This window comes from Micromonospora sp. NPDC050686 (assembly GCF_040654475.1).
GTDB lineage: Bacteria > Actinomycetota > Actinomycetes > Mycobacteriales > Micromonosporaceae > Micromonospora.
The window spans coordinates 1-17,701 of sequence record NZ_JBFAID010000083.1 but is presented as its reverse complement, the minus strand read 5'-3'; the positions used below and the strand labels follow the sequence as shown (position 1 = coordinate 17,701).

Here is a 17,701-nt window from a genome sequence, read left to right as displayed (position 1 = left end):
ATCCCGGGGATGCTGCGCCGCTACACCAGCACCGGCTCGGCGAACCCCGCGGGTCTGCTGCTACGCGCGGTGTTCGTGCAGGGCGTCACCCGCCGCATGCCGTTGGGTCGGCTCGCCCGGGCGGCGGGAGGCGGCCGATGAGCACCGACGGCGTGGCGCCGCGGGCCACCGTCCCGAGGGGCGTTTGATACTGCCTCTCCGCGGTTGCTTTTCGGATTCGTCGCGCGGTTGGCGCGGTGTGACCGGCTGACGAAGTTCTCAACGAGCGTTGGGGATCTGCAGCATTCGGCGCGAGGGCCGCACGTACGCTCGGCGGACATGCGGCTGTCTCAGCCGGGTGTCCGCCGTGGTGTTCTGGGCGGATCGGCGGCTGGCGCTGGTGGGCCGTAGGCGGTGGTGAGTGCGGCGTCGAGGTCGGCGATGAGATCGAGGGCTGATTCGAGGCCGACGGCGAGCCGGATGAGGCCGTGTTCGCGGAACGGGGCTGCGAAAGCCAGCGCCCTGGCCTCGGGGTATTGCTCGTAGGCGATGAGTGTTTCGTCGTGGCCGAGCGAGACGGCGGAGGTGATGAGCCGTAGGTCGTTGACGAATCGCAGCCGGTCTTCGTGGTCGCCGGCGATGGCGAAGGAGACGACTCCGCCGTAGCCCCCGTTGAGCTGGGCGGATGCGCGGGCGTGCTGCGGGTCGCCGGGCAGGCCGGGGTAGGCGACATGCGTGATGCGGGGATCCTCGGCGAGGAAGGCGGCGATGGCCATGGCGTTGTCACAGTGCCGTTGCAGGCGAAGTGGCATCGTGACCGAGCCTCGCGTGATGAGCCAGGCGTTGAACGGGGTGATGGCGCCGCCGATGTGGTGCATCGCCCCGGTCTTGATCTCGTCGATGTGGTCGCGGTTGCCGATGACAGCGCCGCCCATCGCGTCGCCGTGACCGTTGATGTATTTGGTCAGGGAGTGGATGACGAGGTCGGCGCCGTGGTCGAGGGGCCGCAGCATCGGTGGTGGGGTGAAGGTCGAGTCGACGGTCAGCCGCGTCCCGCTGCTGTGGGCGATCTGCGCGAGTGCGGCGATGTCGGCGACGCGCAGGTCGGGGTTGGCGATGGCTTCGGTGTGGATGAGCCTGGTGTTGTCGCGCACGGCTGCGCGTACGGCGTCGAGGTCGGTGATGTCGACGAAGTCGACGGCGATGCCGAGCTTGGCAGGCAGCAGGGAATCGAACAGTCCGAAGACGCGCCCGTAGACGACGTTGGAGACGATGACGTGATCGCCGGGGTTGAGCAGGGTGAAGAATACGGCGTGCAACGCGGCCATGCCGGTGGCGAAGACCGCGGCTGCCTGCCCGTGCTCCATCGCGGCCAGTTTCGCTTGCAGGCCGAGCTGGTTCGCGCCCGACTCACGGGTGTAGACGAGCGTGTCGGGGTCGGCGTCGTTGAGGCTCGTCGGGTCAGGTGGCAGCTGGTAGGAGTTCGCCATGACGATCGGAGTGCGGATGGCACCGGTCGAGGTGTCGGGGCGGTTGCCGCCGTGCACGGCCCACGAATCGTTGTCCAGCGTCGCGTGGTCGTGCCTGTCCGGACGCCGGCCGGGTGCGAGGTCCGAGCCGTTCATGACTGGTCGCGGTGGGTCTGCCAGTCGCCGATCGCGGCCAGGCGGCGGCGTTGCTGGACAGCGGCACCGGCGTCGAGGCCGTGCCTGCGTGCCTCGAGGTGGTCGGTGACGCGTTCGCGGTGCTCGACCGGTTTGTGGTCGTCGTATTTGAATTTCGCGTCGACGTGCTGCACGGCGAGTCGTAGGCCGCGGATGCCGGGCAGCATGCGTCCGTAGGGTTCGGCGTCGACAGCAGTGCTGCCGTGGCGGCCTTCGGGTTGGAAGTCGGCCAGCTGGGTGGCGAGGATCTGCGCTTTGCCCTGCGGGTCGTCGATGATGGTGGGGCGGCAGACGAACTGCACGCTGGCGTAGTAGCTGGTCGGTACGCCGTTCTCGTCGGCGTCGCCGGGCTTGGTGCGCCAGTAGGTGGGGATGTAGGAGTAGTCGCCGATCACCGCCAGGCGCACCTCGGTGGCGGCTTCCAGGTGCGGCCAGACCGGGTTAGGTCGGGCCAGGTGGATCAGCAGCTCGTCGCCGATGGTGGTGAAGTGGGTGGGCACCATGATCGGCGCTTGGGTGGGGTCGAGGTTGTTGACCGCGAGTACTCCGAACCGGTCGGTGCTGGCGAGCCAGTCGTGCCACTCAGCCGGGTCGAGGGCGGAATCCCAGGGCTGGATGAACATGTCAGGCTCCTTCAACGGACGCCGTCGGGGCGGTGATGAGGCGGCGGGCGACCTGGACGTCGGGGCCGAGCCATGTGAGGTGGCCGGTCAGGTCGTCCGCGGCGGTGTGCAGTGCCTGGTCGGTGATCGGGTCGAGCGCGTCGAGGATGAACAGCGCCGTCGTGGTGTCGTCGCGCAGCTGGGTGCGGTGGGCTTGGCGCCAGTTCCAGCGGCGGCAGGTCACCCCGGCGTTGTCGCACCACACGACCTCGCCGGGCTCGGGGTGCTCAATCGCGGTGGCACCGTCGGCCATGGTGTCGAACGGCTCCGCACCGGTCGCGCGGATCAGCCGTGGCGCACCCGCGTAGCGGGAAAGGTCTTCTCCGCCGAGCGGGATTTGGTGCAGCACCGAGATCGCGTTGTAGACGTCGGTGAGCCGGTTGACGCGTGGCATTCCGGTCGCCGCGCGGCGCAGCAGCGCCTCCAGGCTGTTGCGGGTGCGCTGCGGTTTGGCGCCGAACGCCCGATACGCCTCCCGCCAGGCCGCCACATGGGCAAGCTGCTCTACCGGCTGCTCGTCCAGCGACTGCCTGGCTGCCTGCTCGGCTGCCTGTAGGAGCGTGTCGCTGGCCTGGTCACTGGCTCCCGGGACAAGCCCGTCGACTGCCAGTAGCAGGACGCGGTAGTCCGGTCGCAGTGCGAACACCGGGGCGTCGACCTCGCCCTCGGCGAGGAGGTGGTCAAGGTCGATGTCAGACATCACCGGGTCTCCGATCGTGCGATTGTTCCGACGCCCGGCTCGAACACCGACAGGGAGAACCGTGCCGGAAGCATGCTCTCGTTGGTGTAGGAGTGCGGGACGTCGCCGCCGAACGCGAGGGCGTCTCCGGCGTCGAGGGTGAACGACTGCCCGGCGACCACGACCGCGATCGTGCCGTTGTGCACCTGCAGCAGCTCCTTGGTCCCCGCCATGTGGGCCTCGCTGACGTGCCGGTCGCCGGGTTGGAGGGTCCAGTCCCACAGTTCGACCACATCCGGTGGCTGCGTTCCGGCCACCAGCACGCCGCGTCCTCCGTGCTCGCCGCTCCACAGGATGGCGCCGTCGCCGCTGCGGGTGACCTTCACCGGCTTGGCCTGGGGCGGCTCGACCAGGGCGTGCAAGCCGACACCGAGTGCGTCACTGATCCTCAGCAGCGTCCCGACGCTCGGATTCGCGCTGCCTTGCTCGACATTGATCAGCATTCGGCGGCTCACCCCGGCCGCTTCCGCCAGCCGGTCCAGGGTCCAGCCCCGCGCGTGACGTTCCTGCTTGACTCGCAGCCCGATCGCCAGCGCGAGGGCGGCGGTACTCTCATCCACCGGTGCAGCATAGTGCACTACTAATGCACTGCGTCGCGTGCCTGGTGAGTTGGGCCCGGCCACAGGCAGCGAGGCCAGCCATCGCACTCCACCGATGGCTTCGGCTTGAGCCGGAACGAGCCCGCGACCTTCTGCCGGTAGATCTCCTGAGTCTGCGGGTCCCAGAGGATGCACCAGCGTCCCGCGCGAGTGCTGGCGGGTACCTGACCCAGGCGCAGCCAGTTGTAGACCGCGTCGGCGGGGATGCCGAGCAGCCGGGCGGCCTCCTTGACGCTGATCTCCCCGTCCTTCACGGCCACCCTGCCCGGGGTGAAGATCTGGAAGATGCCGCGCACCCCGGCGACATGCCGTGGCGTAAAGGCCAGGTTCTTTCCCAGTGCGCAGTCCGGCGTCGTTGAGCATCTTCGCGATCTACACATTGCTGTGCGTGGCCCCGTACTCGCGCACGATCGCGAGGGCCTGCGGCGGGGTGCGGCCCGGTCCGCGCCGCTCGACCACGATTCCTCAGCGGCGCCGGTATGCCAGCGCACGCCGATGCGCACCAGGTACGAGTCCTGTTCCAGCAGCAGGGTCACGTCGGCGATCAGCGTGCGCCGCACGCGCTGCGTGAACCGCACCAGCAAGGTCTGCCCCTTCAATGGATCGAAAGGGTGAGTGATCACCGATGAGTCCGAAAAACGACGAGACTGACGGGCTGTATCGAGCACGGATTCCCGCGAACGTCAACGAGCCCGACCGGATCGCGTTCGGGTTGACGTTTCGGCAGTTGGGCATCATCGGCGGCGCCGGCCTGACAGGCCTCGGCCTCTACCGGGCCGTCGGGCATCTGCTGCCGGCGGTGGCGTGGATGGTCGCCGGGGTGGTCGTGTTCGCTGTGGCGGTCGTCGTGGCGCTGGGCCGTCGTGACGGACTACCGCTGGATGTGTGGCTGCGGCACGGGTTCACGCTCGCCCGCAGCCCGCGCACCCTGACGCCGGGCACGGCTCACGCCAGTTCCGTCGCCGCGCTGGCTGACAAAGCGAGCGTGCCGGCGCCGTTGCGCTCGCCGGTGACGGCGGTCAGCCCGACCGGGGTGCTCACCAGTGAGGGCGGGACCAAGGTCCTCATCGCCTGCGGCACCACCAACATTCATCTGCGGACCGCAGGTGAGCAGGGCGCGCTGCTGGACGGGTTCGGCCGGTTCCTCAACTCGCTGACCGGCCCGGCGCAGATCGTGGTGGCCGCGCAGCGGCACGACCTGACCCCGTATGCGCAGGCGGTCGCCGATCATGCGCCGCGGCTGCCGCATCCGGCGTTGCAGGCCGCCGCCGGCGACTACGCCGACTTTCTGCTCGATCTTGACGTCGAGCGTGATCCGTTGCGCCGCCAGGTGCTGGTGGTGGTGTCCGGCGAGCACGGCGGCGAGGCCGCCGCGCGGGCCCTGTCCGGGCTGGGTGTGGAGGCCGCCGTCCTGGACGGGCCGGCGGTCACCGCAGCCCTGGCCGCCGCCGTCGATCCGTTTTCCCCTCCGGTGCCCGGCCCGCGTGCGGTGCCCGGCGCCCCGATCACCGCCAGGAGCGCACCATGAACCTGTTGAAACCCAAGAAGAGTGTTGCGGCCGGGGACGGCATGCCGTCCCCGGCCGCGGTGTCGGTCACGCCGTGGCACGCGCAGATCGGCGACGGCTACGCCGCCACCTACGTCGTGTGCGGCTACCCGGCCGAGGTCGGCCCGGCGTGGCTGGATCCGCTGCTGTCCTACCCCGGCCGGGTGGACGTGGCCGTGCACGCCGAGCCGGTGGCGGCGCCGCTGGCCGCGCCGATGCTCAAACGCCAACGCGCCCGCCTCGAATCCTCCCGCCGATTGGACGCCGACCAGGGTCGGCTGGGCGATCCGATGGTCGAGGCCGCGGCGGCCGACGCCGCCGACCTCGCCGAGCGGGTCGCCCGCGGCGCGGCCAGGTTGTTCCACGTCGGGATCTACGTGACGGTCCACGCCCGCGACCTCGACGAGCTTCGTACCGTCACCGCGGGGGTGAAGTCGGCGGCGGCCAGTGTCCTGCTGGACCTGCAGCCGGCCACCTTCCGCCACCAGCAGGGGTGGGTGGCGACGCTGCCGATCGGGGTGGATCCCCTCGGTGTGCGTCGCGTCCTCGACACCACCGCCCTCGCCGCCGCGTTCCCCCTCGCCTCGGCCGACCTCGCCGCTGCCGCCCCGGGCGTCGTCGCCGCGCCCGACGGTGTGCTCTACGGGGTGAACACCACCAGCAACGGGGTGCTGGTGTGGAACCGGTGGGCGCAGGACAACCACAACTCGGTAGTCCTGGCCCGCTCCGGCGCGGGCAAAAGCTACTTCGTCAAGTTGGAGGTGCTGCGGAACCTGTACCAGGGCACAGTTGTGTCGGTCATCGATCCCGAGGACGAGTACGGGGCCCTGGCCGAGCACGTCGGCGGCACCGTCGTGCAGTTGGGCGTTCCCGAGGTGCGGATCAACCCCCTGGACCTGCCGGCCGACCATCGGCCCGACACCCTGACCCGCCGCGGCCTGTTCCTGCACACGCTGGTCTCGGTGATGCTCGGCGCGGCACCTCCGCCGCCCGAGCGCGCTGCCCTCGACCGGGCCATCACCGCCACCTACGCCGCGGCGGGCATCAACGGCGACCCGGCCACCTGGTCCCGGCCCGCGCCGCTGCTGCGCGACCTGGCCGGCGTGTTGGCCGCCGACGCCGACCCGGCGGCCGGGCACCTCGCTGCCCGCCTCACCCCATGGGTCAGCGGGAACTTCGCGGGCCTGTTCGACGGGCCCACCACCACCGCCGGGCGCGGTCATCTGGTGGTGTGGTCACTGCGGCACCTGCCCGACGAGCTGCGCACCGTCGGACATCTGCTGGCCCTGGACGCGATCTGGTCCGGCATCGACACCCCGCCTGCGGGCCGTCGGCGGCGGCAGCTCGTCGTCGTCGACGAGGCCTGGCTGTTGATGAGAGACCACGAAGGCGCACGCTTTTTGTTCCGCATGGCGAAGGCGGCCCGCAAACGCGCGGCTGGGCTGTGTGTGATCACCCAGGACGCGGCCGACGTGCTGTCAACCGACCTCGGTCTGGCCGTGGTGTCCAACGCGGCCACGCAGGTGCTGATGCGCCAGAGCACCCAGTCCATCGACGCCGTGGCCGAGGCGTTCAGCCTCACCGCCGGGGAGTCGCGGCTGCTGCTGTCGGCGCCGCGCGGCGAGGGTCTGCTCGTCGCCGGCCGCGCCCGGATCCCGTTCCGCGCCCTCGGGTCGGCCGCCGAGCACCGCATCGCCGTGACCGGCATCGGGGAGGCCCAGTGACCACCTCACCGGTCTGGCCCGCGCAGGTGTGGCAGTGGGTCACCGCCCGGCCGTGGCTGGTGATCGTCGCCGCGGCCGCATTCGTCGGGGCGGTGGTCGCCCACGATCAGCTGCTGGCGTGGCGGCACCGGCGGTTGACGGCGGGCGCGCGGTGGCTGACGATCGCCGCCCCGCCGGAGGTCACCGCCGAGGCCGCCGCCGCGTTCTGGACCACCCTCGTCGGCGTTCTCACCCCGGTGTCGGGGTGGCGGCGCCGGCTGTTCGGCACCCCACACGTCGGGTGGGAGTACGTGTGGACGGGGCGGGCTCTGACGATCCGGGTGTGGGTTCCGGGCACCGTGCCGGCGGGCGCGGTCGAGACGGCCGTGCGCGCGGCGTGGCCCGCCGCCACACTCACCGTGGAGGCCGCGGCCGCGCCGATCCCCGAGTCGGTGGGTGAGCAGACCGGTGGGGCGCACTGGCCGCAGCACAGCGACATGCTGCCGCTGCGCACCGAGCATGACGCCGATTCGCTGCGGGCGTTGCTGGCCGCCGGCGCGCAGGTCGGCTCCCGCGAGCACGCGTGCCTGCAGGTCCTCGCCCGCCCGGCGCCGGCCCGCCGCGTGCGGGCCGCCCGGACAGCCGCCGCCACCAGCGCCGATCCGCGCGGGCGGCCCGACCCGGCCGCCCGTGCCCTCGCCGGCGTGGCGCGGCTGGCAGTCGAGCCGCTGCTGTGGCTGCTGGACGTGTTCACCCCCGGGTCCCGCCCGCGTGCCGCGGCCCAGCCGACGGCGGCGCGGACGGTCGCACGGGATCCGGTGGCCGCCGTCGACGCCCGCGCGAGCGTGGACAAGGCGGTGCGGGTGCCGCACTTCGAGATCGCGGTGCGGTTCGCCGTAGCCGCCGACACCGGTAGGACGGCACCGGACGGCGCGCGGGCGCAGCAGATCCGCGCACGGCTGCTCGGGCTGCGGCACATGCTCGCGGCGGCCGCCGCGACCTACACCGGCCCGAACCGGCTGCGGCGAATGAGGATGCCGCGGCCGGTGGCCGCGTTGGCGGGGCGCAGGCTGCGGCGTGGGTTCCTGGCCACCGTGCCGGAACTCGCCGCCATGGCAGCGCTGCCGCTGGACGTGGCGGTGCCGGGCCTGAACCGGGCCCGCGCCAAAGCCGTGCCAGCACCCGTACAGGTGCCGGCCGGTGGGCGGGGTGTGAAGGTGTTGGGCCGCTCGCAGATCGGCGGGCACAGCGTCGGCCTGCAGGTGGCCGATGCCCGCCAGCATGTGCACGTGGTCGGCAAGACCGGCGTCGGGAAGTCCACGCTGCTGCTGAACATGATCCTCGGCGACATCAAAGCCGGCCGCGGGACGGTGGTCATCGACCCGCGCGGTGACCTGATCACCGACATCCTCGACCGGCTCCCCGCCTCCCACGCCGACCGGATGGTGATCATCGACCCGGACCAGGAGAACCCGGGCTGCTTCAACCCCCTCGACGACCGGGGCGACCCGCACCTGGCCGTGGACAACCTCGTCGGGATCTTCGCGAAGATCTTCCAGGGTCAGTGGGGGCCGCGCATGGACGACACGATGCGGGTGGCCTGTCTGACGCTGATGCGCCACGCCAAGCCGACCCTGAGCCTGGTGCCGTCGCTGCTGCAGGACAAGCAGTTCCGAGCCAGGTTCACCCACGGCCTGGACGACCCGGACGGGCTCGGCGGGTTCTGGCTCTGGTACGACGGCATCAACGAGCAGTTCCGCGGGCAGGTCATCGCCCCCGTCCTCGCCCGACTACGCGCGTTCCTGCTACGTGACTTCGTCAAGTCGGTGATCGGTAACGCCCACTCGTCGTTCGACATGGGCCGGGTGCTCGACGGCGGGGTGCTGCTGTGCCGGCTACCCAAGGGCATCCTCGGGGAGGAGACCAGCCGCATCCTCGGCTCGCTGATCGTCGCGCAGGTGTGGCAGGCCGCCATCGCCCGCGCTGGCATCCCCGAGAACGAGCGCAGAGATGCCTGCCTGTATGTGGACGAGTGTCAGAACTTCCTGACACTGCCCGGCAGCGTCGGCGACATACTGGCCGAAGCCCGCGGGTTCCGGCTCGGCCTGGTCCTGGCGCACCAGGATCTGGCGCAACTGCCCCGCGACGTCGCCGCGGCGGTGTCGGCCAACGCCCGCAGCAAGCTGTTCTTCACCGTCGACCCGGCCGACGCCCGGGAACTGTCCCGCCACACCAAACCGGAGCTGGACGACCACGACCTGGGTCACCTCGACGTGTACACCGCCGCTGCCCGGCTACTGGTCGGCAACCGGGAACTGCCCGCCTTCACCTTCACCACCAACCCGCCGACGCCGATCGTCGGTGAGGCCACCGCGATCCGGCAGGCCTGCGCCGCCGCGCACAGCCGCACCGGCGGTGAGCCGCCGATGCAGCAACTCGCCCGCACCACGATGACGCGGCGCCGGGCACGCTGACCTGCCCGCGCCGGGGGCTCGGTTGGGTGCGGCGCCGGGGGCTCGTTTGCCGGTGTCCGCGACACGAGACCCCACACGAGCCTCCCACACCCGGCCGGTCAGGGCCCTGACCTGCGCAAACCGCGCCGGCGTCGGCGCCGAACGCACGACCAATCTGTCCAGACTCCCTACGGGACTGTCTCTCCACCGGGGGGAACACCTATGCCACGCTCACGTTCGACCAACCTGCTGGCCATCTACCCCCACATCACCAGCCGCGACCGGCTTCTGCTGCAACTCCTCGACGACCATCAGGTCCTCACCACCGACCAGATCCACCGCATGCTGTTCCACGCCCGCCGCACCTGCCAGCTGCGCCTCAACGAACTCGCCGCTCTGGGCCTGCTGGACCGGTTCCGGTTCGCCCGCGACGGCGGCGGCAGCCAACCCTGGCACTGGACGCTCGGCCACCACGGGCACCGCTTCCAGGCCGCCGCCCACCACCGGCCCGAACCCACCCTGCGTACCAGCCGCCAAACGGTGCAGCGGCTGTCGGCCAACCCGCACCTGAACCATCTGCTCACCACCAACGAGTTCTTCGTCCGGCTCACCGCACACACCCGCCACCACCGGCAGGCGCGGCTGGACCGGTGGTGGCCGGAGACGCTGACAACCAAGCAGTACCGCACGATCACCGCCGACGGGCACGGCCTGTGGAGCGTCGCCGACACCACGATCGGGTTCTTCCTGGAAACCGACACCGGCAGCGAACCCCTGCCGCGGGTGGTCGCGAAACTCGACCGCTACACCCACCTGGCCCGCCGCGGCGGCCCCCGATACCCGGTGCTGTTCTGGCTCGGCAGCACCCGACGCGAAGAACACCTCCACCAGATGCTGCGCCGCCACCCCGGCGACGTCCCCACCGCCACCGCCACCCACGACACCGACCCCGCCACAGCCGTGTGGCTCCCGGCAGACGGCACCGCCCGGGTCCGGCTCACCGACCTGCCCAGCGACCACGGCCAACCCGTGGCCGACAACCCGAACTACGACAACGGCACCTTCATGCTCTGACAGCGGCTGACAGGCCCCGCCGCCGGCCCTGTCAACGCAGCTCACGGCCATGATCGCGGTTCCTGACAGGACCGGTGCTGTCAGGTCACGACGCTACGGTGCACCTTCATCTTTCTGCTCACACCGCCCACCGTCTGCCCTCCCCCGGGACCTGCCCGCACCGCCGGGATCACGAACAGCCCACCCTCACGGTCGGCTCCTGATCCCGCGCCCCTGCCGCAGCCTCCCGACGCAGACGCCTTCGGTCGCACCATCCCGCACCGAACCCGCGCTCACCCTGCCGTGAAGGGAGCACCCTGCCATGCCCACAACAACCGGCCACGTCGTCACCGTCTGCTTCGCCCCCGGCGACGACGCCGACTGGTTCACCGCCTCCGAAAAGGTCAACAACCTCCTCGACGCCGACGGCACCCCGGCCCGCCGCTACCGGATCCGCCACCGCCGACTCATCGGCTGGCTGACCCGATTCCTCAGCTACTACCTCCTCGACCCGGTCCGCCGCTTCGGCGCGGTCACCACCGCCGCCGGCGGCCGCAAAAGCCGCCTCGACCTCACCGGCACCGCCGCCAACGCCGCCCACGAGGCAACCCTGCGCTGGCGCGCCTGGCACACCCACATCAACGCCACCACCCCCGTCGCCCGCCCCTGGGAGGACTACCTCGCCCAACACCTCGTCGACCCCACCACCGTCCGCCTGGCCGAGGCGCGCCGCCGCTTCGAGCAGCAGCCCCGCGTCCTGGCGATGCTCGCCCACTCCTTCGACCCGTACGAGCTGTCCGTCTACCAGGCCGGCGAAGCAACCTACGTCGGCCTGTACTGGCGGGTCGCCCTCATCGGCGACGCCCTGATCACCACCGACGGCCGGCTGCTCATCCCCGCCAGCGACTCCGCCGCCGACCGGCTCCGCTTCCTCAACGAGGCCTGCGCCTACATCCGCGGCCTGCGCTCCGCCGCCCACCTGTGCGCCATCGCCATTTCCTGACCAGCCCACCCCCACCACCCCGATGGCCGGCCGCCGCCCCACGGCGACCGGCCACCGCCATGCCCCCAGCCGAACCCGAAAGGAGAACCCGTGTTCCTGACCGATCCGGCGCTGCGACGCATCGCCGCCGACACCAACGACGTCCTGCCCGAGCACCTATGGCGCCACGACACCGCCACCCTCGACCCGCTCGGCGACCTCGCCCGCCTCCTGCACACCACCGCCCGCGCATTCACCGACAGCAGCATCACCCTCGACCAAACCCTCACCCGGGTGGCCGACCTCGCCGACACGGCCCGCCACCAGGTCGCCGCCCGCGCCGACCTGGATCTCACCGCCTACCAGCAGGCCCTCACCGACGCACTCACCGCCCGCGAACGCCACCTCCACCTCGGCGCCACACTCGTCACCACCTACCACGCCTGGCGCAACCACCGCACTCTCGGCGACCGCACCCAACGCCACCTGCTCCTGCAACCCGGCGACCCGTCCCGAGGGGTGGCTGTCCTGCGGCAGCACGAGCCGCACACCTGGCTGGTGTCACCCGACGCCGAGGCCGCCACCGCCGTCGACATCCCCTACCCCGACCGGGTCGTCGGCGACGTCACCGAAGGGCACCTCTGGACGCCCACCGCCTACACCGACCCGCAGCACCGCCACACCCAACCCGGCATCGCCTACCGGCTACCCGAGTGTGACGACCTCGCCTCGGCCTGCCGGTCACTGCTGCGCTGGTGGCACCTGCGCCACTCCGCCGCCTGGCGCAACCGCACCCCCGACCAGCTCACCCCCGCCGAACTCGCCCACCTCGCCAGCTAGACCGCCTCGACCCCCGCCCCGGCGCCGCGGTGACCAGCGGAGAGCGGCGCCTCTCCCCCACCGACACGCAGTCGACCTGAACCGCCGACGGCCGCCAGCCCGCAGGCATCACCGACCACCGGACCGCCCCCAGGCGGCATGCCACCCGGCGGCGCCGGGTGCGCCCCGCCGCGCTGGCCGCGACCCGGCGCACGTAGGACCCGGCACCACACCGTGCCGGGCTTTCCCCACCCACCTCAGAAAGGGAACCGATGGATCAGTTGTCCCTGACACCAGCCACCCAAGCCGTCCTCAACGCGTTGACCGAACTCGGCCAGGGCACTGCGCACGAGCTGGCCGACACCTCCGGCAAGGCCCGCTCGACCACCGACAAGGCCATCAAGACCTTGGCCGACGCCAGGGTGATCGTCGCCGTGGACCTCGAGTCCGACGATGACGGGCCCACCCGGTGGGTGCTGGCAGCCACGGCCGACACCGCCCCGGACGACACCGCCGCCGGTGACGGCGGCGAGGCCGAAGGGCACGACACCACCCTCGACGACCCGGACAACGCGACCGACGCGCCGGGCGCCCGCAGGACCGGCCAGCTCGGCGGGGTCGACGACAACCACACCGACGCCGACGACACCACCGGCCGGGGCGCCCATGCCAGCGACGGTGTGGACGAGACGACCGACCGGCACGCCATCGCCGACCGCGATGGGCACACCCGCGAGGACGGCGAGAGCCAGACGGTCACCGTGGCGCCCGCGCGTCCCGGTGACCGCAAGGTCATGGCCATCAAAGGCGTCCTGGCCGACCACGGCGACGCCGGCGTGCCCCTCGACGTGATCGTCGCCGAGAGCGGCATCCGCCCCCAGGTCGCCTCCCGGCTGCTGACCGCGATGGAGCAAGCCGACGCCGCCCGCCGGCTCCCCGGCCTACCGCAGAGATGGGTTCCGGGCCCGACCAGGGCCAGCGAGGTCGACCCGGACCCGGCACCGTCCCGCTGCCCGCTGTGCCACCACACCAGCCGCGGCCTGCCCGCGACGCCGGACGCCGCGGCGCAGGTCCTGGCGCTCACCCGCCCGGACGGCACGCTGCACATCGTCGACCCCGACGGCCACACCCACGTCGTCACCCTGCCCACCCGCACCACCCCACCCATCGGAAGCGGTGACGGGACCGGCAACGCCGACGGCAGCCGGCCGTTCGCCCGCGGCGAACTGGAGAGACTCACCCTCGACGTCCTGGCCGCCAACATCGGCAAGCAGATGACCCCGCAGGACATCGCCACCATGATCGGCGAGCAACTCGGCCGCACGGTCAGCCCGGGAGCGGTCCGCAACAACTGCACCAAGGCCGCCGCCGCAGGCCGCATCCGGCTGGTCTCCGACGCGCCCCTGACCTTCGCCTACCCGACGGCCGACACCGGCGCCGTCACCGAGGCCGACACGGCCACTACCCAGGGCGGAGAGGTCAGCACCGAACAGCCCTGACCCGCGCCCCTTCCCATCCCGACGCGGGGGCCGAGCCAGCAGTTCGGCCCCCGCCGCACACCGACAAGGAGAACCCTGTGCCACACGAACTCGAAACCTTCACCGACGGAACGACCGCCTTCGCCAGCGCCCGCCTGTCGGCCTGGCACCAACTGGGCACCGTCACCCAGAACACGATGAAAGCCGAAGAGATCATGGCCGCCGCCCGCCTCGGCAACTGGGGTGTGCGCACCATCCGCACCGTCGGCGTCGACCTCGTCGACGGCGCCGAAGTACAGGTCCCCGCCGACGACAAGCGGATGACCGTACGCCGCAACCCCGTCACCGGCGCCACCGAATACCTCGGCATCGTCGGCACCGACTACACCGTGGTGCAGAACGAGCAGTGCGCCGAAATGCTGGACCGGCTCGTCGACCAGGTCGGCGGCGCCCACTTCGAAACCGCAGGAAGCCTACGCCGCGGCAGAAGCGTGTTCGTCACGATGAAACTGCCCGACGCGATGGAGATCGCCGGCGTCGACCGGCTGGACCTCTACCTCATCGGCACAACCTCCCACGACGGCACCGCCGCGCTACGCGTCGACGCCAGCCCCATCCGAATTGTCTGCGCGAATACGCAACGCGCCGCGTTCCGGCAGGCAGTCGGCCACTACACCTTCCGGCACACCTCCAACGTCAACTCCCAAATCAGCCAAGCCCGCGAGGCACTCGGGCTGATGTGGACGTACCTGGAGACATTCGAGAAAGCCGCCGAGCGGATGCTGCACGCCGACCTGACCATCCGCGAGTTCGAGAACGTCGTCGCGCAGGTGTGGCCGGTCAAAGACAACGCCTCCGAACAGACGAAGAACAACGCCAAGCAGCGCCTCGGCACCCTCAAGTACCTGATCCGTGAGGCCGACACCCAGAAAGCCATCGCCGGCAGCCGATGGGCCGGATACCAGGCCATCACCGAATACCTCGACCATTACCAGCCCGCCAAGAACGCCATCGTCCGCGCCAACCGGGTCGTCACCGGCAACGTCGGCGACCTGAAGGTGGCCGCCTTCGACCTGCTGAAGGTCTAACCGGAATTCCTCGGCCGGGGCGGCGGGCAGGTGCCCCCGCCCCGACCCCTCCCATGGAAGGAACGCCCATGGCACCCGGCGAGGCGCCGACCAGACGCGACGGCCAGCCGATAAGCCGCCACCCCCGCCGACCCGCGGCAGTCGGTGTGCGGCCCACCCGCCGCCAACGTCCACAGGTGGAACACGGGCATCGAGCAAACCTGCGAGGACTGCCACAACCTGCTGTCCGACGCCGCCCGGCCCGACGACGCCCACCACCCGCCCGGCGACGCCACGCTCATCGACACCCTACGGCGGATCGTCGCCCACCGGCAGCACGCCACAATCGACCCGGTTTCTGCGGACCTGTGGTCGGCCAGCGTCACGGTCGGGATCTGGGACCGGCTCCGCGACGACAAGCAGCAGCGGCTGCTGACCCTGCCCTCGCACGAACTGATCCGCCGCTGCGTCGCGATCTACACCCACCTCACCGAAAACAGGGACAGCCAATGACCGGCCCACGCGCGCCCCAGCGGTTCCACGTGCGCCCGTGAATGTTCCCCCAACAAAACCGCTGAGGCGCTGATCGCGACGGCGCCCCTGACACCCACCAGTGCACCTGAGCAGGTGCCTACACGACTGGGCCCGGCAGGTGCACCAACAGGATCTCCAGGCCCCTGACGGACACCGGAGGTCCGCCCACCGTGAGCGTAGAAGCCCTGACCTGGGCGCTCAACGACGCGCCCGACATACCCTCCTCCTGCCTGGCCGTGCTGATTGGTCTGGCCGACCACGCCGACGCCAACGGCCGAGCCGCCTACCCGTCCCAGGAACGCCTCGCCCACTACTCCCGCAAATCGACCCGAGCGGTCCGCTCCGACCTTGCCACCCTGCAACGGCGCGGCATCATCCGTCGCGGCGACCAACGGCACGTCGCGCACCTGCCGACCGACCGCCGCCCCGTCGTCTGGGATCTCGCGATCGAACGTCGCCGCACCGTTCCCGGCTCGCTCGAGGCGTTCGCCGAACCGCAGCCCGGTCGACCGACCGAGGTACCCGAGCCTGTGGATAACCGGGCGGAAGCAGACTTCCGCCCGGTACCAGCCGGGCGGAAGCACACCGCCGAACGACCGGAAGCAGGCTTCCGCAGCGACCGGAAGCCTGCTTCCTACAAACCGTCCTTGAACCATCCAGAACCGTCCCTGCGCAGCCGCCCCCTTCCGGGCGGCGCTGCGCCCACCACCGGCCCCCGCCCCGGGCAGTGTCCGAAGCACCGCGGATCGCCCGCCACCAACTGCGGCCCCTGCCGCAGTGAGGCGATCGCGGGTGCACCGTGATCGACACCCCCGGCCGACGCCTCGCTCACCTCGCTGGCCTTGTCTCGGTGCTCACTCTTCCGCCATCGCTCGGGGGTTGACTGATCCGCAGGCCGACCCAACACCAACGGCACTGCTCAACATCTCCGCCTCCTCGACCTGATCGACACCATCCGCAACGAGCTGGTCAACCCGAGCTCGTGCCGGTCGTGCGCCTCCGCGCGCAGGCCGGCCATTTTTTGTTGACACGGAAGGGAAACCGCCATGACCAAGGCCACCATCGGCGTCGTCGCCGTCGTCATCGTCGCCTGTCTCGGCCTGCCCATGCTGCTGCTGTCGGCGGTCCAGGGCGGCGGACCCGGCGGATGCGGCACCGCCGCACCCGTCGCCGGAACGGCCGGGCAGCCACCCGGCGCCGGCAGCTGGGACGCCGAACAGCTGCAGATCGCCGGGGCCATCATCGACGTCGGCGTCGCCAAGGGCGTACCCCGTTGGGGTTGGGTCGTCGCCGTCGCCACCGCCATGCAGGAATCCGGCCTACGCAACCTGCCGCACCTCGGCAACCGCAACGACCATGACTCCATGGGGGTGTTCCAGCAGCGGCCCAGCCAGGGCTGGGGCGCCGTCGCGCAACTGTCCGAGCCCGCCCACCAAGCCCGGAAGTTCTTCGACAAGCTCCTGACCGTGCCCGGCTGGGAGTCGATGCCGCTCACCCAAGCCGCCCAGGCCGTCCAGGTCTCCGCCTTCCCCGACGCGTACGCCAAGTGGACCAACGACGCTCTGCACCTCGTGGAACAGCTGACCAGCACCCTCGGCGACTGCGCCACCGAGGCGCTGACCGCCCTCCCGGCCGGGTTCGCGTTGCCCGCCAACACCCCGCCCGCTGTCACCACCGCCATCTCCTGGGCCGTGAACCAGCTCGGCACGCCCTACCACTTCGGTGGCTCGTGCACGGACCCGCACTCCGGCGACCCCGACACGCAATGCGACTGCTCGTCGCTGATGCAGGCGTCGTACCGGGCGGCTGGCATCGCTCTCCCCCGCGTCACCACCGATCAGGTCAGAGCCGGGCAGCGCGTGAACGATCTGGCATTCCTGCTGCCGGGCGACCTCATCTTCATTCCCGGCAGCCGCGGCACCATGACCAACCCGCGCCACGTCGGCATGTATCTCGGCGACGGGCTCATCATCCATGCCCCGAAGACCGGCGACGTCGTCAAGATCACCCGGTTGAGCGGTTGGCTCCACCAGATCGCGGCAATTCGCCGTATCCCCGTAGCGGGCACCAACCAGATCGCCAAGCTCGAAGCTGACATTGGCAAACCCTTGCTCACCAAGTCCGGCCCCACCGTCCGATGACGCCCACCGAGCACGGCCGATCCCTCCTAGGCCCTGGCCTGCCGATCATCACCTGGCTGCGGCGGGCCCAGCCGGCGACCGACGGCGTTGGAGGTTCGTCCGGATACAACACCGGTATCCGGACGAACCTCCGCCTTGCCGGACCTCCGCCTGGACTCCGTCTCGCACCGGCATGATCGACAGACGGCCTAAGGCGTGTTTCATAAGCGGGTCAGAGCCACTCGCAGATGATGGTGATGGTCAGGACGGCCTGGAACCGGACGGCCAACTTGTCGTAGCGGG

At 71.0% G+C, this 17,701-nt stretch carries 16 protein-coding genes; 11 read left to right on the top strand and 5 right to left on the bottom strand.

Annotated features, from left to right (window positions below; translation table 11 throughout):
* Positions 1 to 329: 329 nt before the first annotated feature.
* Genes AB0H57_RS30895 through AB0H57_RS30875 form a run of 5 tightly spaced genes read right to left on the bottom strand, consistent with a single transcriptional unit; the run spans position 330 to position 4,266 of the window.
* Complete coding sequence (locus AB0H57_RS30895; RefSeq protein ID WP_357512202.1) at positions 330 to 1,604, bottom strand: aminotransferase class I/II-fold pyridoxal phosphate-dependent enzyme; 1,275 nt, start codon at positions 1,602 to 1,604, stop codon at positions 330 to 332.
* The gene (locus AB0H57_RS30890; RefSeq protein ID WP_357512201.1) at positions 1,601 to 2,266 is read right to left on the bottom strand and encodes an FMN-binding negative transcriptional regulator; all 666 of its coding nucleotides are present in this window, start codon (positions 2,264 to 2,266) and stop codon (positions 1,601 to 1,603) included. The genes AB0H57_RS30895 and AB0H57_RS30890 overlap by 4 nt, the downstream gene beginning before the upstream one ends.
* A 1-nt stretch (position 2,267) precedes the next feature.
* Positions 2,268 to 3,005 (bottom strand): phenylalanine--tRNA ligase beta subunit-related protein, encoded by a 738-nt coding sequence (locus AB0H57_RS30885; protein WP_357512200.1) that lies wholly within the window; start codon positions 3,003 to 3,005, stop codon positions 2,268 to 2,270.
* Positions 3,005 to 3,604, bottom strand: coding sequence for a helix-turn-helix domain-containing protein (locus tag AB0H57_RS30880; protein ID WP_357512199.1), 600 nt, complete (start codon positions 3,602 to 3,604; stop codon positions 3,005 to 3,007). Before AB0H57_RS30880 ends, AB0H57_RS30885 begins: the two co-directional genes overlap by 1 nt.
* Positions 3,605 to 3,624: 20 nt before the next feature.
* Complete coding sequence (locus tag AB0H57_RS30875) at positions 3,625 to 4,266, bottom strand: helix-turn-helix domain-containing protein (RefSeq protein ID WP_357512198.1); 642 nt, start codon at positions 4,264 to 4,266, stop codon at positions 3,625 to 3,627.
* A 2-nt stretch (positions 4,267 to 4,268) separates the two neighbouring features.
* Here AB0H57_RS30875 and AB0H57_RS30870 point away from each other — a divergent pair, with 2 nt between their 5' ends.
* The 11 genes from AB0H57_RS30870 to AB0H57_RS30820 all read left to right on the top strand — a co-directional run bounded on the left by AB0H57_RS30870 (position 4,269) and on the right by AB0H57_RS30820 (position 17,419).
* Positions 4,269 to 5,171: a PrgI family protein gene (locus AB0H57_RS30870; RefSeq protein WP_357512197.1), complete on the top strand. Its 903-nt coding sequence runs from the start codon at positions 4,269 to 4,271 to the stop codon at positions 5,169 to 5,171.
* Positions 5,168 to 6,913 (top strand): DUF87 domain-containing protein, encoded by a 1,746-nt coding sequence (locus tag AB0H57_RS30865; protein ID WP_357512196.1) that lies wholly within the window; start codon positions 5,168 to 5,170, stop codon positions 6,911 to 6,913. Before AB0H57_RS30870 ends, AB0H57_RS30865 begins: the two co-directional genes overlap by 4 nt.
* Positions 6,910 to 9,366, top strand: coding sequence for a type IV secretion system DNA-binding domain-containing protein (locus tag AB0H57_RS30860; RefSeq protein ID WP_357512195.1), 2,457 nt, complete (start codon positions 6,910 to 6,912; stop codon positions 9,364 to 9,366). Before AB0H57_RS30865 ends, AB0H57_RS30860 begins: the two co-directional genes overlap by 4 nt.
* 201 nt (positions 9,367 to 9,567) lie before the next feature.
* A complete protein-coding gene (locus AB0H57_RS30855) occupies positions 9,568 to 10,419 on the top strand; it encodes a replication-relaxation family protein (protein WP_357512194.1) in 852 nt (283 codons plus the stop codon).
* Positions 10,420 to 10,720: 301 nt separating this feature from the next.
* The gene (locus AB0H57_RS30850; RefSeq protein ID WP_357512193.1) at positions 10,721 to 11,401 is read left to right on the top strand and encodes a hypothetical protein; all 681 of its coding nucleotides are present in this window, start codon (positions 10,721 to 10,723) and stop codon (positions 11,399 to 11,401) included.
* A gap of 90 nt (positions 11,402 to 11,491) precedes the next feature.
* Positions 11,492 to 12,220, top strand: coding sequence for a hypothetical protein (locus AB0H57_RS30845; protein WP_357512192.1), 729 nt, complete (start codon positions 11,492 to 11,494; stop codon positions 12,218 to 12,220).
* Positions 12,221 to 12,471: 251 nt separating this feature from the next.
* Positions 12,472 to 13,698, top strand: coding sequence for a MarR family transcriptional regulator (locus AB0H57_RS30840; RefSeq protein ID WP_357512191.1), 1,227 nt, complete (start codon positions 12,472 to 12,474; stop codon positions 13,696 to 13,698).
* Positions 13,699 to 13,775: 77 nt separating this feature from the next.
* On the top strand, positions 13,776 to 14,765 hold the full coding sequence (locus AB0H57_RS30835) for a DUF932 domain-containing protein (protein WP_357512190.1): 990 nt from the start codon (positions 13,776 to 13,778) through the stop codon (positions 14,763 to 14,765).
* A 144-nt stretch (positions 14,766 to 14,909) separates the two neighbouring features.
* Positions 14,910 to 15,257 (top strand): hypothetical protein, encoded by a 348-nt coding sequence (locus AB0H57_RS30830; RefSeq protein WP_357512189.1) that lies wholly within the window; start codon positions 14,910 to 14,912, stop codon positions 15,255 to 15,257.
* Between the two features lie 191 nt (positions 15,258 to 15,448).
* On the top strand, positions 15,449 to 16,081 hold the full coding sequence (locus tag AB0H57_RS30825; protein WP_357512188.1) for a helix-turn-helix domain-containing protein: 633 nt from the start codon (positions 15,449 to 15,451) through the stop codon (positions 16,079 to 16,081).
* A 243-nt stretch (positions 16,082 to 16,324) separates the two neighbouring features.
* The gene (locus tag AB0H57_RS30820) at positions 16,325 to 17,419 is read left to right on the top strand and encodes a C40 family peptidase (protein ID WP_357512187.1); all 1,095 of its coding nucleotides are present in this window, start codon (positions 16,325 to 16,327) and stop codon (positions 17,417 to 17,419) included.
* The last annotated feature ends 282 nt before the right edge of the window (positions 17,420 to 17,701 follow it).